The 18362-nt window shown below is 50.0% G+C and carries 17 protein-coding genes and 1 pseudogene; 5 read left to right on the top strand and 13 right to left on the bottom strand.

Features of this window, described 5'->3' with window-relative positions; all coding sequences use genetic code 11:
* Positions 1-10: 10 nt before the first annotated feature.
* Complete coding sequence (gene ansA / locus OLG56_RS09625) at positions 11-1027, top strand: asparaginase (protein WP_001170136.1); 1017 nt, start codon at positions 11-13, stop codon at positions 1025-1027.
* Between the two features lie 26 nt (positions 1028-1053).
* Positions 1054-1710, top strand: coding sequence for a bifunctional nicotinamidase/pyrazinamidase (pncA, locus tag OLG56_RS09620; RefSeq protein ID WP_000184707.1), 657 nt, complete (start codon positions 1054-1056; stop codon positions 1708-1710).
* A 102-nt stretch (positions 1711-1812) separates the two neighbouring features.
* On the opposite strand, the gene OLG56_RS09615 is transcribed toward pncA, so the two are convergent.
* The 8 genes from OLG56_RS09615 to OLG56_RS09580 form a co-directional block, all read right to left on the bottom strand.
* Complete coding sequence (locus OLG56_RS09615; RefSeq protein ID WP_079980966.1) at positions 1813-3171, bottom strand: MFS transporter; 1359 nt, start codon at positions 3169-3171, stop codon at positions 1813-1815.
* A gap of 135 nt (positions 3172-3306) precedes the next feature.
* Positions 3307-4065, bottom strand: coding sequence for a DeoR/GlpR family DNA-binding transcription regulator (locus OLG56_RS09610; RefSeq protein ID WP_000719104.1), 759 nt, complete (start codon positions 4063-4065; stop codon positions 3307-3309).
* 129 nt (positions 4066-4194) lie between these two features.
* On the bottom strand, positions 4195-5178 hold the full coding sequence (gene ydjG, locus OLG56_RS09605) for an NADH-dependent methylglyoxal reductase (RefSeq protein ID WP_079980964.1): 984 nt from the start codon (positions 5176-5178) through the stop codon (positions 4195-4197).
* Between the two features lie 9 nt (positions 5179-5187).
* A complete protein-coding gene (locus OLG56_RS09600; RefSeq protein ID WP_079961990.1) occupies positions 5188-6135 on the bottom strand; it encodes a sugar kinase in 948 nt (315 codons plus the stop codon).
* A gap of 4 nt (positions 6136-6139) precedes the next feature.
* Positions 6140-6976, bottom strand: coding sequence for a ketose-bisphosphate aldolase (locus OLG56_RS09595; RefSeq protein WP_000878870.1), 837 nt, complete (start codon positions 6974-6976; stop codon positions 6140-6142).
* 21 nt (positions 6977-6997) lie between these two features.
* Complete coding sequence (locus OLG56_RS09590; protein WP_023136859.1) at positions 6998-8041, bottom strand: NAD(P)-dependent alcohol dehydrogenase; 1044 nt, start codon at positions 8039-8041, stop codon at positions 6998-7000.
* Positions 8042-8051: 10 nt separating this feature from the next.
* Positions 8052-9431: an MFS transporter gene (locus OLG56_RS09585; protein ID WP_023214494.1), complete on the bottom strand. Its 1380-nt coding sequence runs from the start codon at positions 9429-9431 to the stop codon at positions 8052-8054.
* 26 nt (positions 9432-9457) lie between these two features.
* Positions 9458-10534 carry a zinc-binding dehydrogenase gene (locus tag OLG56_RS09580; RefSeq protein ID WP_001728100.1) on the bottom strand — a complete coding sequence of 359 codons (1077 nt, stop codon included), beginning with the start codon at positions 10532-10534 and terminating at the stop codon, positions 9458-9460.
* 292 nt (positions 10535-10826) lie between these two features.
* Here OLG56_RS09580 and OLG56_RS22210 point away from each other — a divergent pair.
* Positions 10827-11318: pseudogene (locus tag OLG56_RS22210) on the top strand (glycosyl hydrolase family 18 protein); the annotation flags it as partial.
* A 110-nt stretch (positions 11319-11428) separates the two neighbouring features.
* Here the strand turns inward: OLG56_RS22210 and OLG56_RS09570 are convergent.
* Positions 11429-11707 carry a YeaC family protein gene (locus tag OLG56_RS09570; protein ID WP_001046864.1) on the bottom strand — a complete coding sequence of 93 codons (279 nt, stop codon included), beginning with the start codon at positions 11705-11707 and terminating at the stop codon, positions 11429-11431.
* Between the two features lie 41 nt (positions 11708-11748).
* Positions 11749-12162: a peptide-methionine (R)-S-oxide reductase MsrB gene (gene msrB / locus OLG56_RS09565; protein WP_001519539.1), complete on the bottom strand. Its 414-nt coding sequence runs from the start codon at positions 12160-12162 to the stop codon at positions 11749-11751.
* A gap of 341 nt (positions 12163-12503) precedes the next feature.
* Between msrB and gapA the strand changes: the two genes are divergently transcribed.
* Together gapA and OLG56_RS09555 are read left to right on the top strand one after the other, a co-directional pair.
* Positions 12504-13499 carry a glyceraldehyde-3-phosphate dehydrogenase gene (gene gapA, locus OLG56_RS09560; RefSeq protein WP_000153505.1) on the top strand — a complete coding sequence of 332 codons (996 nt, stop codon included), beginning with the start codon at positions 12504-12506 and terminating at the stop codon, positions 13497-13499.
* 334 nt (positions 13500-13833) lie between these two features.
* Complete coding sequence (locus OLG56_RS09555) at positions 13834-14718, top strand: D-hexose-6-phosphate mutarotase (protein ID WP_000608663.1); 885 nt, start codon at positions 13834-13836, stop codon at positions 14716-14718.
* A 98-nt stretch (positions 14719-14816) separates the two neighbouring features.
* Here OLG56_RS09555 and OLG56_RS09550 read toward each other — a convergent pair whose 3' ends face one another.
* The 3 genes from OLG56_RS09550 to OLG56_RS09540 all read right to left on the bottom strand — a co-directional run bounded on the left by OLG56_RS09550 (position 14817) and on the right by OLG56_RS09540 (position 18003).
* Positions 14817-15674, bottom strand: coding sequence for an aldo/keto reductase (locus OLG56_RS09550; protein ID WP_072156673.1), 858 nt, complete (start codon positions 15672-15674; stop codon positions 14817-14819).
* A gap of 96 nt (positions 15675-15770) precedes the next feature.
* Positions 15771-16967 (bottom strand): anaerobic sulfatase maturase, encoded by a 1197-nt coding sequence (locus OLG56_RS09545; protein WP_024155297.1) that lies wholly within the window; start codon positions 16965-16967, stop codon positions 15771-15773.
* A gap of 289 nt (positions 16968-17256) precedes the next feature.
* On the bottom strand, positions 17257-18003 hold the full coding sequence (locus OLG56_RS09540) for a MipA/OmpV family protein (RefSeq protein WP_000163762.1): 747 nt from the start codon (positions 18001-18003) through the stop codon (positions 17257-17259).
* Positions 18004-18362: the final 359 nt, after the last annotated feature.

Here is an 18362-nt window from a genome sequence, read left to right as displayed (position 1 = left end):
GAACATTATCATGCAAAAGAAATCAATTTACGTTGCCTATACCGGCGGTACTATCGGTATGCAGCGCTCAGATAAAGGGTATATCCCGGTGTCCGGGCACCTTCAGCGCCAGCTGGCGCTGATGCCGGAATTCCACCGCCCGGAGATGCCGGATTTTACCATCCATGAATATGCCCCGCTGATGGATTCATCAGATATGACGCCGGAAGACTGGCAGCATATCGCTGCAGATATCAAAGCGCACTACGATGAGTATGACGGTTTTGTTATTCTGCACGGCACCGACACGATGGCGTTTACCGCATCGGCGCTCTCTTTCATGCTGGAAAATCTGGGTAAACCAGTTATTGTGACAGGGTCACAAATTCCGCTGGCTGAGCTGCGCTCCGACGGGCAAATTAATTTGCTGAATGCGCTTTATGTCGCCGCCAACTATCCTGTTAATGAAGTAACGCTGTTTTTTAATAATCGTCTGTTCCGCGGCAATCGCACAACCAAAGCCCATGCGGATGGTTTTGACGCTTTTGCCTCTCCTAATCTGCCGCCCTTGCTGGAAGCAGGAATTCACATTCGCCGTTTAAATACGCCTCCCGCGCCCTACGGTTCTGGTGAATTAATCGTTCACCCTATTACGCCGCAGCCGATAGGCGTAGTGACGATTTATCCGGGGATTTCCGCCGAGGTAGTACGTAACTTTCTGCGTCAGCCGGTAAAAGCGCTGATTCTGCGCTCTTATGGCGTAGGCAACGCGCCGCAAAATAAAGCGTTTTTACAGGAGCTGAAAGAGGCCAGTTCGCGCGGCATCGTGGTGGTTAACCTGACGCAATGCATGTCAGGGCGAGTCAATATGGGCGGGTACGCTACCGGTAATGCACTGGCGCACGCTGGCGTGATTGGCGGTGCCGATATGACCGTCGAAGCCACCTTAACCAAACTGCATTATTTGTTAAGCCAGGGTCTGGACACTCAGGCGATTCGTAGCGCGATGGCGCAAAACTTGCGTGGTGAATTGACGCCGGATGATTAAAAAATCCCGACGACAAGGAGAAGATAATGACAAACCGGGCCTTATTACTGGTCGACTTGCAAAATGACTTTTGCGCCGGCGGCGCGCTGGCTGTAGCGGAAGGCGACAGCACCATCGACATCGCCAACGCTCTTATTGACTGGTGCCAGCCCCGGCAGATTCCGGTGCTGGCCAGCCAGGACTGGCATCCCGCGCAGCATGGCAGCTTCGCCAGCCAGCATCAGGCGGAACCCTATAGTCAGGGAAAGCTGGACGGGCTGCCGCAAACGCTCTGGCCGGATCACTGCGTTCAACATACCGACGGCGCGGCGTTACATCCCCTGCTTAACCAACATGCGATTGACGCCTGCATCTATAAGGGTGAAAACCCGCTGATTGATAGCTACAGCGCGTTTTTTGACAACGAACATCGGCAGAAAACTACCCTTGATACCTGGCTTCGCGAGCATGACGTTACCGAGCTTATCGTGATGGGGTTGGCGACCGATTACTGCGTAAAATTTACGGTGCTGGATGCGCTAGAGTTGGGCTATGCCGTTAACGTTATCACCGATGGCTGTCGCGGCGTGAATATTCACCCGCAGGATAGCGCACACGCGTTTATGGAGATGGCGGCGGCAGGCGCGACGCTGTATACGCTGGCAGACTGGGAAGAGACGCAGGGCCAGGCTGTCGCCAGGTAGCGGAGCAGGTATCGTATCCGGTCAATACATCACGCAACGGTGAGACCATTGCATAGATCTTTGGGCCGGATACGTCACGTCAGCGCCGCTACCAGGCAAAGCTCAACGCAGGCTGGAGAGCGCTTTTAACGAAACTCTTCTCGTTTCAATGCCAAAACAAAATAATATCAGCGCGCACGCCGCCAGCAGCATACCCAGCACAACAAAAACGGTGACAGATCCATAGCGGGTCAATAAAACCGCCACGCCGTAGGGGGTAAAGACAGCGACGATCCGCCCTACCGCATTCACAAAACCCGATCCACGTAGTCTAAGGTGCGTAGGCCATAATTCGGGAACGTAAACCGCCGAGGCGAAGCAGACGTACATATACAGAAAGGAAATCATGACTAGTCCATAAACCAGAATGGCCCATTCCTCAGTCTGTATTGAGTAAAAATATCCTACTACCGCAATAACGATAAGCAACAGCGAACCAAATAACCGTCTGGGGAAATGATCAATAATGAGCGCGGCGATAAATATGCCCACCGGCGCGCCAATCATAATGATGGCGGTCATGAAAATGGATTTTGTAACATCAATTCCTGAATTAACAAAAATTGTCGGGATCCATACCGTAATGGTATAAAGCGAAATGTTCATCGCAATCAATACAGTGATCGCCACTAACGTGCGCCGCAACATTTGCCCTTTGAATAAGAGCCAGAATGTACCGTTTTCAAAGCGCGATTCCATGGATTTATTGCTTTCCTGATGCGGCGGCAAAATAATACTTTTTTCTTTTTCTATTTGCGATTCAATCATGAGAAGCTGTTGTTCAGCCTCGCGTTGCCGCCCTTTACCTGCTAACCACCTGGGCGATTCGATAAAGTACTTTCCTGAAAGAGACCACGCCAGCAGCATCCCTATCCCGCCAAGAAGAAACATCATCCGCCAGCTTAAAAACGCAATGACCACTACGCCAATCCCCGCAGACAGCATCGGTGACCAGTTCCCTACAAAAGAGAGACGCGCGGACCATTTTCCTCGTACAACGGGAGGGATAAACTCGGTAAAAGAAGCATATCCAACCATAATCAATGCCCCCATGCCTGTCCCCATCAGACAACGAAAGAAAATCAGCCAGTACATATTGGGAACAAATGCGGCAGCCGTTGCGGAGATGCCCACAAGCAACAAATTAATGCGAAACGCTTTTCGACGCCCCAGGTAATCCCCAATAAAACCGCCGGTAAGCGAACCAATAAAATAGCCAAGCATCAGTGCCGATGTGAACGCGGCATTAAGATAATTATTCGACCAACCATTGTTTATCAATTTGGCCAGAACCACATTTCCTGAATAACTCAAAAACCCCGTTAATAGCAGGCCAAAACTAATTATTCCAAAAATACGAAAATGAAACCGGGATAAAGGTAAGCGGTCTAGTCTGGCGCCGATATGATCATTGTCTTCCATCTGGATGGCCTCTAACGCAGCAAAATAATAAATTATTGTCTCGCGGCAAAGGGGTATTTGCCGCACTTGCTATCATCTGCCGTTTTTTTTGGCATAGTCCAGGCGAAAACAATCCAGTCAAGGATAATCTATCGATTAATAGACAAGCTGGATATTATTTTTATCGCAAAATGCGATCCATTCATCACCTGGCGTTTTATTCGTTATCAGGTAATGGATATGACTAAAATCAACCAACCGCACGAACGCTTTACGATCAAATTTTGAGTGGTCCACCAATAACGCCACCTCTGTGGCCTGGCGAATCATCGTTTTTTTGATTTCAGCTTCCGCCTCGTTAGAATCAAGCGCCCCGCTCGCCATATCCAGCCCTTTACAACTCATTACCATAATATCAACATGATAACGGCTGATTATTTCTTTAGTGATACGCCCCTGCAGCGATAGCGTATTTTTATTTAACTCACCGCCCGTAGAAACAAGATTAATGTCCGATTGCGCCAGTTCATGGAAAGCTTCCGCTGAATTAGTTAACAAAGTAAGATCATTTCGGTCTTTCAGAAGTTTTAGCAATTCCATTACCGTACTGCTGGAATCGGCGGCCATCGTTGTTTTGTTTTTAATAAACGGAAGCGTATTACGGGCTATAATTTGCTTCTCTTCATAGAACGATTTTGCACGCTTATAAAAATGGATATTGTCAGCCAGCACTGCCGAATTTAATACCGCACCGCCATAAGTTCGAGTCAAAAAGCCTTCATCTTCGAGTTTTTCCAGATCGCGTCGAATTGTCTCTTCGGTTACCTGAAAAATTGAACTCAAGTTAGAGACTGTTACTTTTTTATCATTAGCGACCATCTGTTTGATCGCCTGAATCCTGTCTTTCGCCGCCACGATTACACCTCTGTTTTCGACGTCATGATAAACGTTGAGTATCTCACAGACTATGTTTACTTTCAAAATAAGCCGTTTGAATAACAGATTTTATCTGCATTTCGCCAAAAAAGAGGTGTAATGTATTGCTTATGGATTGTCCAGTGCTTCCGCCATTTGTCTCATCAATAACGCATCGTCATCTGTTAAGGTGATGGACAGCGCAGCGACATTCTCTCGTACCTGCTCCGGCGACGTGGCGCCGCTCAGTATCGAAATCAGCTCGCTTTGTCGCAATATCCACGCCAGAGCCAACGTCGGGACAGCGCAATGGTATTTGTTGCACAATGGCTGCCACTGCTCCAGCATATCAATGACCCGCAACATATTCTCACGCTGGAACCAGAGTTTATTCGCTCGCGCCCCGCCGGGAACATAGTCACGGGTAATGGTGCCGGTTAACAATCCCTGCTCCAGTGGCGAATAAACCTGTACCACGATGCCGTGCTCGCGGCATAGCGGCAGCTGCTCCGTTTCCAGCGCCCGGTCAAGAATGCTGTATTTCGCCTGTATGATGTCCAGCTCGCCATGTTTAAGGTATTCGCGGATATGGCTGACATCTACATTGGCCGCCCCGATAGAACGGATTTTCCCCGCTGCTTTCAGCTCATTGAGCACGCCAACGGTTTCCGCAATCGGCGTAAAAAACGGCGGTACCGACTGCCAGTGGGTCATATAGATATCGATATAATCAATCCCTAGTCGCTGGAGACTGGCATCGACTTCTTTACGAATAGAGTCCGGAGAAAGATTTTTATAGAGCTGGCGATCGCCGACTTTATTGAACAGACTCCCTTCCCGCTCCCAGACGATCCCGCATTTGGTCTCCACCACCATCTCGTTACGCGGTAATTTTTTCAACGCCTGGCCGACAATCACTTCGCTATTACCAAAGTTATAGCCCGGCGCCGTATCAATCAGGTTAATACCGCAACGGTGCGCCTCAACGATAGTATCGATGCAGACCTGCATATCGAGGTTGCCATTCCATGCCGGGCCGCCGCCGATAGCCCAGGTGCCGAGTCCCATACGGGAAAGCGCTATATCTGTATTACCTAAAGGTATCATTTTCATCTGCCGCTATTACCCTTCGTATTCATTCAGGAGTTGTTCCACTAGCATTCTGTTTTTCACGCCCGTTGTGGCGCCCACGCTGAGTACCGATATCGCGGCCGTCGCATTGGCGAACCGTGCGCATTCACGCAGCGTTTTTCCCTCCAGCAGCGCGGCGATAAATCCCGATGCAAAATTATCGCCGGCGCCAATAGTGTCGATGGCGGTAATGCCTGACACCGCAGGCACCTCCATTTTTATATCGGTGCGTTTGATAAAGCAGCCTTTCTTGCCAGTTTTAATCACCACCGTTTTTACGCCACATTGCAAAAAACAATCGGCAATATCATCCAGCGTCTCTTTCCCGGTCAGTTTTTTGGCTTCATCAATATTAGGAAACAGATAATCGACAAAACTTAGCGCTTCGCGAATATCGCCCAGAGTTTCATTCAGCCGCGGTTTGATCATGTCAGCGCAGATAATCAGTTGATGCGCTTTCGCCTGCGTAAAAATAGCCGTTAATGCTTTGCCATCCAGCAGCGGGCTGTTAAAGATACTTGCCAGTGATAACAGCCTGACCTGAGAAAAACGGTCAAAATCGACATCGTTAATATTTAGCTTCCACAGGCTGCCGTTACGGTTAGTGACAAAGGTGCGCTCACCATCATCAGTCACCAGCCCAACATTAATTGAGGTATCAATATCAGCATCCTGCTTCAGGCTCTGAATATCGATATTCTCCTTCCGACAGTGGTCGAGAATAAAATATCCTGCCGCATCGTCGCCAACGCGACTCATTAGCGCAGTGCGATGCCCGAGACGCGAAATAATCGTGGCTTCATTAATCGCATCTCCCCCTGTGGTCATGGCAATTCGTTCTAATGGATACGAATCGACATCAAAGATATTTTTACTAACCGGTTGCAAAGGAATGTCGACAATGGCCGCCCCTATGCAAAGAACTTCGATTTCGTCCATATCATCATTCCGCTTTACCATCTGAACCAAACAGTTTGATTTTTTCCAGCGCGCGGGCTTTTACCGCTTTGCGTACTTCGCGTTCCAGATGCAGGAACGGCTGATCCTGATTCTCTTTTACCGCTACCATCGCAGCCTGACACAATTCGGTGTGGATATTGATTTTCGAGATGCCCAGCGAAATGGCTTTTTTGATATCCGCGTCGCTAATACCGGAAGCGCCGTGTAACACTAGCGGTACGGAAACTGCCTGGCGCACGCGCTCCACGACCTCAAAATTCAGTTTTGGTTCAGAGGTGTACACGCCATGCTGGTTGCCGATGGCGACCGCCAGCGAGTCACAACCGGTGCGCGCTACAAATTCCGCCGCCTGATCCGGGTCGGTATAGTGATACCCCGCCAACGCCTCTTCATACACCGTTTCGTTCCCTACGTGCCCTAACTCCGCCTCTACCGGAATACCCAGCGGATGAAAGAAATCAACGGCTTCTTTGGTCAGGCGAATATTTTCTTCAAAGTCAAAGGATGAAGCGTCACGCATCAGCGAGTTCATGCCGTGCGTCCAGGCATTATGGATAATGTCCATGCTACGTCCATGATCCCAGTGGGTAATTACCGGCACAGAGGCTTTTTTAGCCATGGAAACCATCATATGAGAGAAGTCTTCAAATGAAGTATTGCCCACAAATCCGGTACCAAAGGAGATAATAACCGGCGAATTTGCCTCTTCCGCCGCATCAATCACTCCCATCAACATTTCCGCATTCCACACGTTAAAGTGCGCAATCGCGTAATGTTTATTTTGTGCATCATTTTCCCAATATTTTATATCTGCCAACATCGCTGTTTCTCCCGTTTTTTATTAATCGCAAACTTTAATAACGCCTTTAATAATGTCGCGTTTGTTATTCACCGACTCTTCAAATGCACGTTGCACGTCTTTGTAATCGTAAATATGCGTCACCATTGATTTCACATCGAAACGCCCGGAGGAGATGGCATCAATAGTCACCGGATAGCGGTTGGCATAGCGGAATACCGTCTGGATGGAGACTTCACGGTTAATTTTGAGGAAATTAATCGCTGAATCTCCCGCGACAGTGCCGACAATCATGATCTTCCCGCCGCGCATGACCAGATACGGCGCTTGCTGAGTTGTGACGGCGGAACCGGCGGTTTCAAACACAATATCGGCGCCCATATCGTCGGTGAACTGCTGGCAGCGCGAGACAGTATCTTCTTTCGCCCCATTGATAACGGTTGTCGCTCCCAGTCGTTCAGCCATTGCCAGCCGTTTTTCCAGTACATCTACTACCGCGATATTGGTCGCCCCCAGACACTTACACGCTTGCAGGGTCATTAAACCAATGCAGCCCGCGCCGAGAATGACGATTTTCTTACCCGGTTTAACATCCGCCAGCATTGCCGCGTGCATTCCAACAGCAGCGGGTTCCACCAGCGCACCTTCCATAGTGTCCATATTGTCCGGAAGCTTGTACGTAAAACTTTCCGGATGGCACAGATAGTGAGTTAAGGCCCCGCGATAATTCGGCTGCGTCGCCATAAAATCAACATCCGGACAAATATTGTATTTTCCTTCCAGACAATAGCGGCAGTGGCCGCACGGCACGCCCGGCTCGATATTAACCCGATCGCCTGGCTTAAATTTGCTTACCCGCTTGCCGACCGCAATGACCGTTCCGGCACACTCATGACCGAGACCAATTTCCTGATTTGGATCCTTCGGCGGAATGAATGGCCCGGATTCAAAACCGTGAACATCTGAACCGCAAATACCGACATATTCCACTTTGATCAATACTTCGTTTTCTTTTGGTACTGGAATATCAGCCGCCATAATTGTCATGGTGCCAGGCGTTTTTAATATCGCTTTTGAATTTTTCATTTTTATTCCTTTATTTACTCGTGACCTTATCAATGCCCAGACTTTCGACCGAAACACCCCTGGTCTCGATTCCGATAGTCGCTATTGCAACAGCGACGATAATCGAGACAGCGCCCAGCAGGACGAAAACGCCCGTCACGCCATAACCGTTGAGTAATACCGCCACTGCATAGGGGGCAGCGATACCGCTGATTCTGCCGACAGCGTTCGCCAGGCCGGAACCGCGAAGTTTCGCTTCTGTTGGCCAGATCTCCGGCACATAGACCGCCGAGGCATAACAGACATACATATAGACAAAGGTAATCAGGAAAAAGCCAATTAAGGTGATAAGCAACATGCTGGTTTGCAGTGAATAAATATATCCCAGCACGGCAATCAGAATTAATAAACCGACACCCATGGTTTTGCGCGGAATTTTATCCATTACCAGCATAGCGATAAATATGCCAAACGGTGCGCCGAACATACTCATGGTATTTAAAACGATCGAATCTTTGAGGTTGATGCCCTGCGTCATAAAGATGGTGGGCAGCCAGTTAATTAACGTGTATTGCACAACGTTCATGGCAATCAGCACGCAGGAACCCAAAATAACGCGTTTCAGTAATACGCCAGTGAGCAACGCTGAATACGGTACGGAACGCGGCGGCTTGCCGCTGCTTTCAATAATAACCGGCGGCAGCGGTTTTCCTGTCTGACGTTCGACGCCTGCTTCAATGGCCTGCATGACCTTTTCGGCTTCCTGATAACGCCCGCGCGATTCCAGCCAGCGGGGAGATTCAGGGAAGTATCGCCAGGCAAGCACAGTAGCAATCAGCGACAGCACAGCCGGGATCAGTAACTGCACGCGCCAGTTCCATTCCGCGCTAATTAGCGGCGTCAGCCCCATTGCAATCAGGGAACACAATGGATATGACCAGTTGCCAATAAACGAAACACGACTCGACCAGGTTCCCCGATTTCTGCCCGGCATATATTCGGTAAAACCAGCAAACAGGGTGACCAGTAGTGCCCCTAATCCCACGCCCATCACAAAACGACAGGCGATCAGAAAGCTCATATTCGGTGAGAATGCGCCAACCACCATCGCGGCGATATGGATTGCCTCATAAAGAATAAAGGCGTTCCTGCGCCCGGTTTTATCGCCGATAATGCCGCCCACCAGCGCGCCGAGAAACATCCCCGCTGTGGTAATGGCGGAGAAGGTGGCTGTCGTGGAATTATCGGTCCAGCCTAACTCCTTGAGCTGGGCAAGAATTAATCCGCCGACGGCATTACTCCAGCAAACAAGCAGACCAAAGGCGACGACGGCAAACATTGATGAATGCCAGCGGCAATCCGGCAGGCGATCCAGCCGGGCGCCGCAGTGCGGTTTTGTTATCTGTTCCATGCGATAACGTTCCTTTAGCAGAAGGGTTATTCATCAAAGTCGTAGGTCATGATCACTTTAATGGCTGTCTTATCGACCATTGCGTCAAACCCTTCGCGCCACTGAGAAAGACCGATACGATGGGTGATCATCGGTTTTACTTTGATAGCGCCGCTGGCAAGCAGGCGAATCGCATTGCGCCAGGATGTGGAGTCATAGGCCATATGCCCAATGATGCTTTTGTTCCACGCAGTAATGTCGTTGATGGAGAAATCGAGCGGCTTAAATCCCATACCGACGCGAACCACTTCACCATTTGGCCGCAGCATGTCGATGGCCTGTTTAAGCGCAATGTTGGCACCGGAGCATTCGATCACCAGACCGAGGTTGTCTTTGCCGCAAATCTCCCGGCAGCGTGCGACGACATCTTCCGTGGAGCCGTTAACAAACGCCGTCGCGCCGAGTTCTTTGGCCACAGGGAAACGGACAGGAACATCCTCATCCAGGCCAACCACCACGATATTTACCGCCCCCATAATGCGGGCCATTTGGACCGAAAACAGACCTAACGGACCGGTGCCGATGACTACCACGTCCTGGCCGGGTAAAAATTTGGATTGCTGGGCGATAGATTTATAGGCGTTGCAGATAGGGTCCAGAACTGCGGCTTCCTCGTAATCCACGCCTTCCGGGATCTCCCACAGGGCATGGCGATGGATTTTCAGGATTTCTCCCGGAACCAGACAGTATTTGGAGAATCCACCGCCCCAGGTGTTGTTATCCAGCCCCAGATTCACTTTTTCTGTACAACACAGAAAATCGCCTTGTTCACAGGCTGGGCAAACGCCGCAAACGTGTCCGCTGTTGTCAGAAACCACGCGCTGGCCGACTTTCCAGTCTTTCACTTTTTCGCCCACCCGTGCGATACGTCCGGCGAATTCATGACCGCGAACGGAGTTAAATTCGTCGGATCCGCTATCAACGTTATAGTGCTTCATATCCGCGCCGCAGATCGCCGCTGCTTTGATTTCGATAATCACGTCTTCCGGACCGCATACCGGCTCCGGGACATCAATCATTTTGTAGCCGCCAAAGGCCTTGCCAAATCTCGCCAGTGCTTTCATTGCATCTTCCTTTGTGTTTGGTGTGCATCAATGCTCATCATACTTAACCATAAAATCTTTAAGGTCAACGATAAATCTTTAAAACACAGATAATGATCTGCATTTGCCAACCAAGATCACAAACTCAACGAAACAAACGGCGATAAAGCCAAAAAGATGGAAGCCGTATCGCGAAAGACGGCGTGAACGCCTGCGCAGGTTTCCATGGATGAAGACGCTAATCTGCTGCGGTTATTTTTTCGTCACTCCATTCTGTGGCGTGTTTCTGTTTTAGATGTCAAAGAGGATCGTTAAAGAAGCCCGCGCGGTGTTTATTAAATCGGCGCAGGAGATTGTCGACAAATATGGTCTCGATGGGATCGCTCTTGACTGGGAATATTCGGTTAACGTCGCATTTAAAAGCGCTTCGTCAGGTAATGAGCCCCAAAAGCGGGTCACCCTCGCCGTCGGCGCGAATGCGGAAAATCCGAAAAGCTGGCTGGACGTGAAAGCTATAGCCCCGTAGCTCGACTTTATCAATCTGATGACTTACGACATGGCCCTATGGCACGCAGTATTTCAACGCCAATCCGTATGACTCAAACGCCTGGCCTGCTGCTAACAGTAAAGTCTGCCGGGGGAAAACGCTGTTTGCCCTCTCTTATGAAAATCCGCGCCGGTGGCGATCAACGCGGACCAGATTAAAAAGCGCGGGCTGGCCGGCACAATGTTCCGGGAATAGGCCGCCGATGACAATAATCAGTTAGCGACACAGTTGGCGGACTCGCTGGACATTAAGCGTTAATGGGTAAAAATATGGCGGGCCTGTGCCTGACAGCAATGAGCAGGCCCGGTAAGCACAACGCATTGGCAATGAAACCACCGGATGGCGACTACCTCTTATCCGGCTCCCCGTTACTGCATTTTCAATGTCGCAATCGGCTTTGACGTAATACCGAAATCCGCTTTGAGCTGCTGCTTGCTTTTCATCACCATCTGACCGTGAGTATCGATCGTCATATGTTGCGCTTCGGTATTGTGCCGCGCCTGCCATAGCATCACCAGCTGTAGGCTGTTTTCTTTCTGTTCCGGCGTCAACGCCACGCCATCCGGCCATTTACCCAGCTCAACGGCGGTGGATAAACGTTGATACACTTCCGGCGTCATGCTGTTAATGATCTCATCAAGATTCATGATGTGTCCGCTCCTGTGGAATAATTTGCTGAATCGTTTTTTCAGCCTTTCAGTTGATCGCCGTTTTTCTCGTCAGAAAAGGCCAGCGAGGCCGAGTTAACGCAATAGCGCTCACCGGTTGGCTGCGGACCATCCGGGAAAACGTGTCCGAGATGCGCATCGCAGTTTCCGCAACGAATTTCGACACGCTGCATTCCATGAGAAAAATCGTCTATGTAACGAATCGCCTCTTCGCTGACAGGCTGGTAAAAGCTAGGCCAGCCGCAGCCTGAATCGTATTTGGTGTGGGAGTGAAAAAGCGGCGTATCACAGACCAGGCAGTGATAAACCCCATCGCGTTTATTATGTAGCAGGCGTCCGGTAAATGGCGGTTCTGTGCCACGATCCTGCGTCACATAGAATTGCATTTCGGACAATTTTTTCTTGAGTTCTTCTGCTGAAGGTTGGTTAGCCATTTGCTCACATCTCACTTTAAACGTGCTCACATTGCCTGACCGATTCTAACAAAACATTAACACCTCAGTACCAACTTTTGTTCTAAACTTGATCATTGCGAAATGGCGGCTCACGAATCGTGACTGATGTCACATTATTATCTCGGTTGCCCTTTAAAATTCGGGGCGGCGCCCCCATGTGGTTTCAAGCCGAAAGGAAGAGTGAGGCGAATCAGCCGCGCAAAGGTTGTGCAGAGGATTGATTTGTCGCAATGATTGACACGATTCCGCTTGACGCTGCGTAAGGTTTTTGTAATTTTACAGGCAACCTTTTATTCACTAACAAATAGCTGGTGGAATATATGACTATCAAAGTAGGTATCAACGGTTTTGGCCGTATCGGTCGCATTGTTTTCCGTGCTGCTCAGAAACGTTCTGACATCGAGATCGTTGCAATCAACGACCTGTTAGACGCAGAGTACATGGCATACATGCTGAAATATGACTCCACTCACGGCCGTTTCGACGGTACTGTTGAAGTGAAAGACGGTCATCTGATCGTTAACGGTAAAAAAATCCGTGTTACCGCTGAACGCGATCCGGCTAACCTGAAATGGGACGAAGTTGGTGTTGACGTAGTGGCTGAAGCTACCGGTATCTTCCTGACTGACGAAACCGCGCGTAAACACATCACCGCTGGCGCGAAAAAAGTGGTTCTGACGGGTCCGTCTAAAGACAACACTCCAATGTTTGTTAAAGGCGCTAACTTTGACAAATACGAAGGCCAGGACATCGTTTCCAACGCTTCCTGCACCACCAACTGCCTGGCGCCGCTGGCTAAAGTTATCAACGACAACTTCGGCATCATCGAAGGTCTGATGACTACTGTTCACGCGACTACCGCAACCCAGAAAACCGTTGACGGCCCGTCTCACAAAGACTGGCGCGGCGGCCGCGGCGCATCTCAGAACATCATCCCGTCCTCTACTGGCGCTGCTAAAGCGGTAGGTAAAGTACTGCCGGAACTGAATGGCAAACTGACTGGTATGGCGTTCCGCGTTCCGACTCCGAACGTATCCGTTGTTGACCTGACCGTTCGTCTGGAAAAAGCGGCTACCTACGAGCAGATCAAAGCTGCTGTTAAAGCTGCTGCCGAAGGCGAAATGAAAGGCGTTCTGGGTTACACCGAAGACGACGTTGTATCTACCGATTTCAACGGCGAAGTATGCACTTCCGTGTTCGATGCTAAAGCAGGCATCGCGCTGAACGACAACTTCGTGAAACTGGTCTCCTGGTACGATAACGAAACCGGTTACTCCAACAAAGTACTGGACCTGATTGCTCACATCTCCAAATAAGTTGAGATGACACAGTCATTGGTAAGAGCGACTCAGGTCGCTCTTTTTTTTGCTTAAAGATATACCCGTCATACTTCAAGTTGCAGGTGTGTTGGCTATGCTTTCTCACCCGAATCACTGACGGAAGTCGAACTTATCGGGATGAATCAGGGATGTCCATGTCCCTGGCCGGAGATGACCTACGGTTGTTCAAATTCGTTCCCGATGAATTTGTCGTTCACTTGCCGCGTTACTCGGCCTGCGGCCTCGCCTCTACGGGCCAGCGCAAGCACTGATCAAGGCACAAGCGCCTTGTCATGCAACTCGAATTATTTAGGGTTAAGAGGATTGCGTAATGATTAATAAAATTTTTGCCCTCCCGGTTATCGAACAGCTTACCCCTGTCCTTTCCCGTCGTCAGCTTGATGACCTGGATCTGATCGTCGTTGACCATCCGCAGGTTAAAGCCTCTTTTGCATTACAGGGCGCGCACCTTCTCTCCTGGAAACCCGTTGGCGAGGAAGAGGTATTGTGGCTCAGTAATAATACGCCTTTCAAAACCGGCGTGGCGCTACGCGGCGGCGTACCGATCTGCTGGCCCTGGTTTGGACCTGCGGCTCAACAAGGTCTGCCGTCACACGGCTTTGCGCGTAATCTACCGTGGGCGCTAAAAGCGCATAATGAAGATGATAATGGCGTAATGCTGACATTTGAGCTGCAAAGCAGTGAGGCCACCCGGAAATACTGGCCGCACGATTTCACGCTGCTGGCACGTTTTAAAGTGGGCAAAACCTGTGAAATTGAACTGGAAGCGCATGGCGAGTTTGCAACCACATCCGCGCTCCACAGCTATTTTAACGTTGGCGACATCGCCAACGTTAAGGTCAGCGGACTCGGCGATCGGTTTATTGATAAAGTTAACGACGCTAAAGAAGGTGTCCTGACCGACGGTATGCAAACCTTTCCGGACCGTACCGATCGCGTTTACCTCAATCCTGAAGCATGTAGCGTGATCCACGATGCGACATTAAACCGCACGATTGATGTGGTCCACCATCATCACCTTAACGTCGTAGGCTGGAACCCTGGCCCGGCGTTGTCCGTCAGCATGGGCGACATGCCGGATGACGGCTATAAAACGTTTGTCTGCGTTGAAACGGCTTATGCTACTGCGCCGCAACAAGCCACAGAAGAAAAACCCTCTCGTCTGGCGCAGACTATCTGCGTCGCTAAACGCTAAAAGTGAATGGATAACGGCGTTGCTATAGGATCTGAAAGGCGTCAGCCGCCATCAGGCATGACCTGCCGGATGGCGGCGCTTACACATTTTATCCGGCGTCACACCATATCCAACGCGGTTTTCCCTTTTGGCGCAGGCCAGGCGTTGTCCAGTAAGGCAAGTTCGTTTGCTGACAAGGCGATCTCAAGCGCCGCCGCATTTTGCTTCACGTGTTCTGTACTTCCGGCTTTCGGGATCGCCATCACGCTCGGATGCGCAATCACCCACGTCAGTAAGATTTGCGCCGCCGTAGCGTTATGCGCTTGCGCAATTTCATTCACCACCGGATGATTCAGTAAACCGCTACGTAATCGGCCAGCCTGCGCCAGCGGGCTATAGGCCATCACTGGCATTCGCTGTTGTTGACACCACGGCAATAAATCATACTCAATACCGCGTGACGCCAGATGATAGAGCACCTGATTTGTCGCGCATTGCTGTCCCCCTGGGATGCGCCACAGCGCCTGCATATCGTCATAATCAAGATTAGAGACTCCCCAACGGCGAATTTTCCCCTGCGCGATTAGCCGCTCCATACCTTCAACGGTCTCTTCGAATGAAAAGTTTCCGGCCCAGTGCAATAGATAGAGATCGAGATAATCTGTTTTCAGACGACGCAGGCTTTCCTCACAGGCGGCAACTATCTTCTGGCCGCCAGCGTTCCACGGGTACACTTTTGACACCAGAAATGCCTCATCGCGTCGCCCTGCCAGCGCCTCGCCCACGACCTTTTCCGCCCCGCCGTCGGCGTACATTTCCGCCGTATCAATAAGGCGTAACCCCAAATCCAGCCCCGCGCGCAGCGCCGAAACCTCGCGCTGACGTTGATCCGCGCGCTCGCCCATATACCATGTTCCCTGTCCAATGGCAGGAAGCGTCACCTGCCCGCAAAACGTTACGTTTTTCACTGATTTCATTTCCTTTTCAATGTCACACGACGGTAAAACAATACAGGACTCTTAGACCCTACGGTAATGTCCGGCATCATACCGCGCAAGGGAGCGGTTTTCTTGTCACTGACGAACGTCATCCGCAATCATGTCGACGATGCGGGTAATATGCGCGGCGGGTCGCTGATTCAGTAATAATTGACGCATCACATTCATATAGGGCGTCACATGTTGAAAGAACTCCAGATATCCTTTACAGAGATAATTTTGCCGTTCGCCGCCGTCCATGCAAATTCGATGTTTCGGACAACCGCCGTGACAGGCAAAGCGCCACGTACAGTTCTGGCAGCGTGAGGAAAGGTTTGCTTTAGCCGCGCCAAACTGCTGCTGAAAAGAAGAAGCCGCCATTTCTTCTAAAGTGTGTTGCTGCAGATTGCCCAGTTTATAGGCGGGAAAAACAAAATGGTCACAGCTAAACACGTCGCCATTCTGCTCCACCAGCAAACTTTGCCCGCAGGTCGACTGCATCGTACAAAGCGTGGCGGGCTCCCCCATCCAGACGCCAAGTAAGTTGTCAAAAAGCTGTACGAATATGCGTCCGACATCGTGACGTATCCATTGATCAAAAACATCGCACATAAAGGCCCCCCACCCTTCAGGTGTGACGGAAAAGGGCATCAGCGAAGGCGAATCCTCATTGTCAGATAACGTCAAAGAACGCTGCGCTTTTTGCGCGAGCGGCTCAACAATGGGAATAAATTGCAGGTGTTTACTTTCCAGTTCCTGCGTCAAAAAATGATAAATAGCGTTGCCATGACGGCATGACACATCATTCACGACAGTGAGCGTGTTGAACTCGACATCATTTGCCTGCAGAAGGCGGATAGCATTAACGACACGGGAAAAAGACGCCCGCCCTGACGGCGTTTTCCGGTAATTATCATGAACGACTTGCGGCCCATCAATCGATATACCAATCAGGAACTGGTGCTGCGCAAAGAAAGCCGCCCACTCTTCATTGATTAATACGCCATTGGTTTGCAGACTGTTGTAAATAGTTTTGCCGTTGGCATAGCGTTGCTGCAAGCGCACCACTTTTTGGTAAAAAGAAAGACCGCATAGCGTCGGCTCTCCCCCCTGCCAACAAAACGAGACCTCTGAGGATGGCGTATCATCAATTACCCGGCGGATATACGTCTCCAGCACATCGTCAGACATGACGCGCTGGCCCCGGGGTTTATCAAGATAGAAACAGTACTTGCAGGATAAGTTACACAGACTGCCGCTGGGCTTGGCTACGGTATTGAATACTATGCTCATTCGTCTTACTCGCTGTGAAGAATGGGTATAGCATAAGCGGGACGTGACAGGGCGATATCAGCCAGCATTGCAACAATTATTACGCTAATTGTTAGCGCAGTTGTAATCACCTGGATTTTTCATATAAAAGGCTAGTTTTTTAAATTGATGTAACAAAGTATAAATCACATAAGGCTGCGCCATACCCGGTCAACAGCGCATTTATGCAAGCCGCCATGTTCGCGTTTCAGTCAGCACAAAGCCTGCATAACGCAGGCTTTGTCATGGTTTTTCCGGCAAATTCAATCAATCAGAATCTATAGGTCACGCCAGTAGAAAGGATACCGGTCCAGGATTTATCCACCATCGGGCTGTCGGTAATTTCATCCGACAGGCGGGTGTAGCGCGCAGTACCATATACGCTCCAGTTACCGGCGAAATTATAGTTAGCGCTCAGTTCAAGATACGGGTTCCAGCTATCGTTCGGGTTATAGCCGCGCAGGCCGCTACGCGAAGATTCTTTACGTGATACGCCGTAATAGTAATCGTTCTGGTTCTCGCTATTCCATTCAACCCCGATACCTGGCGTTAAGGTCAGCCCGCCATTGGTATACCGATAAAGCCAGGCCAGATCCCAGACAATACCGTTACTGTTATCCAACGTATCCCCTGCCAGTGAGGTACGCAGGAATCCATATTGGGTGTGATGCGCGTAAGAAACGCCCGCCATCATAGTACTTTTACGCCTGTCCAGACGACGCAACTGATGGTCATCGCTGTCGCCCGGTTTGAAGTACATCGGGGACCAGTATGCCATGATTGACAACTTATCGGCATTGTCATTCCACAAGTAGTAGCCGCCGCCCAGACCACGGAACCAGAAGTTTTCGCTTTCATAAGCGATGACCGGTATCGGATAAACATCGCTATCGTAATCTTTATAAGGGTGTTCAACCACACCAACGCCTGCGCCCAACGTCAGGTTGCTTTCAGCGTGCGCGACGCTGGCGGATGTTGCAATAAACACGCCAAGAGCCAGAAGTTTAAGTTTGGTCACAATCCATAATTCCTTATTTAAATGTTCTGCGGCAAAAGTGTAACCGCCAATACCTGTAAGCCCAACTATTTTACACAATGTAACCGTTTAATATCACCATCACCGATTATTTTCAGATGATCGGTTGATGATCGTTATGTGACCGGGAACGCTTTTTCTGATATCCACCAGCCTTTTCTACCTGATGAGTTATTGATATGTCATCGAAATCCACTGACGCGTACAGGCAAGTTTTGCAAATGCCATCTACGCTTAATGTTAAGAAGGTGTATCACCGGACACGTTGATCTTCTGGCCAATAAAATGGCATGAGAGTTGCTTTTTTTTCCTTAGCAGAGACGGCGTTCAGTCTACCTCTT

This window comes from Salmonella sp. 2018103 (assembly GCF_026247685.1).
Classification (GTDB): domain Bacteria; phylum Pseudomonadota; class Gammaproteobacteria; order Enterobacterales; family Enterobacteriaceae; genus Salmonella; species Salmonella enterica.
This window is presented reverse-complemented; position numbering and strand designations above follow the sequence as displayed.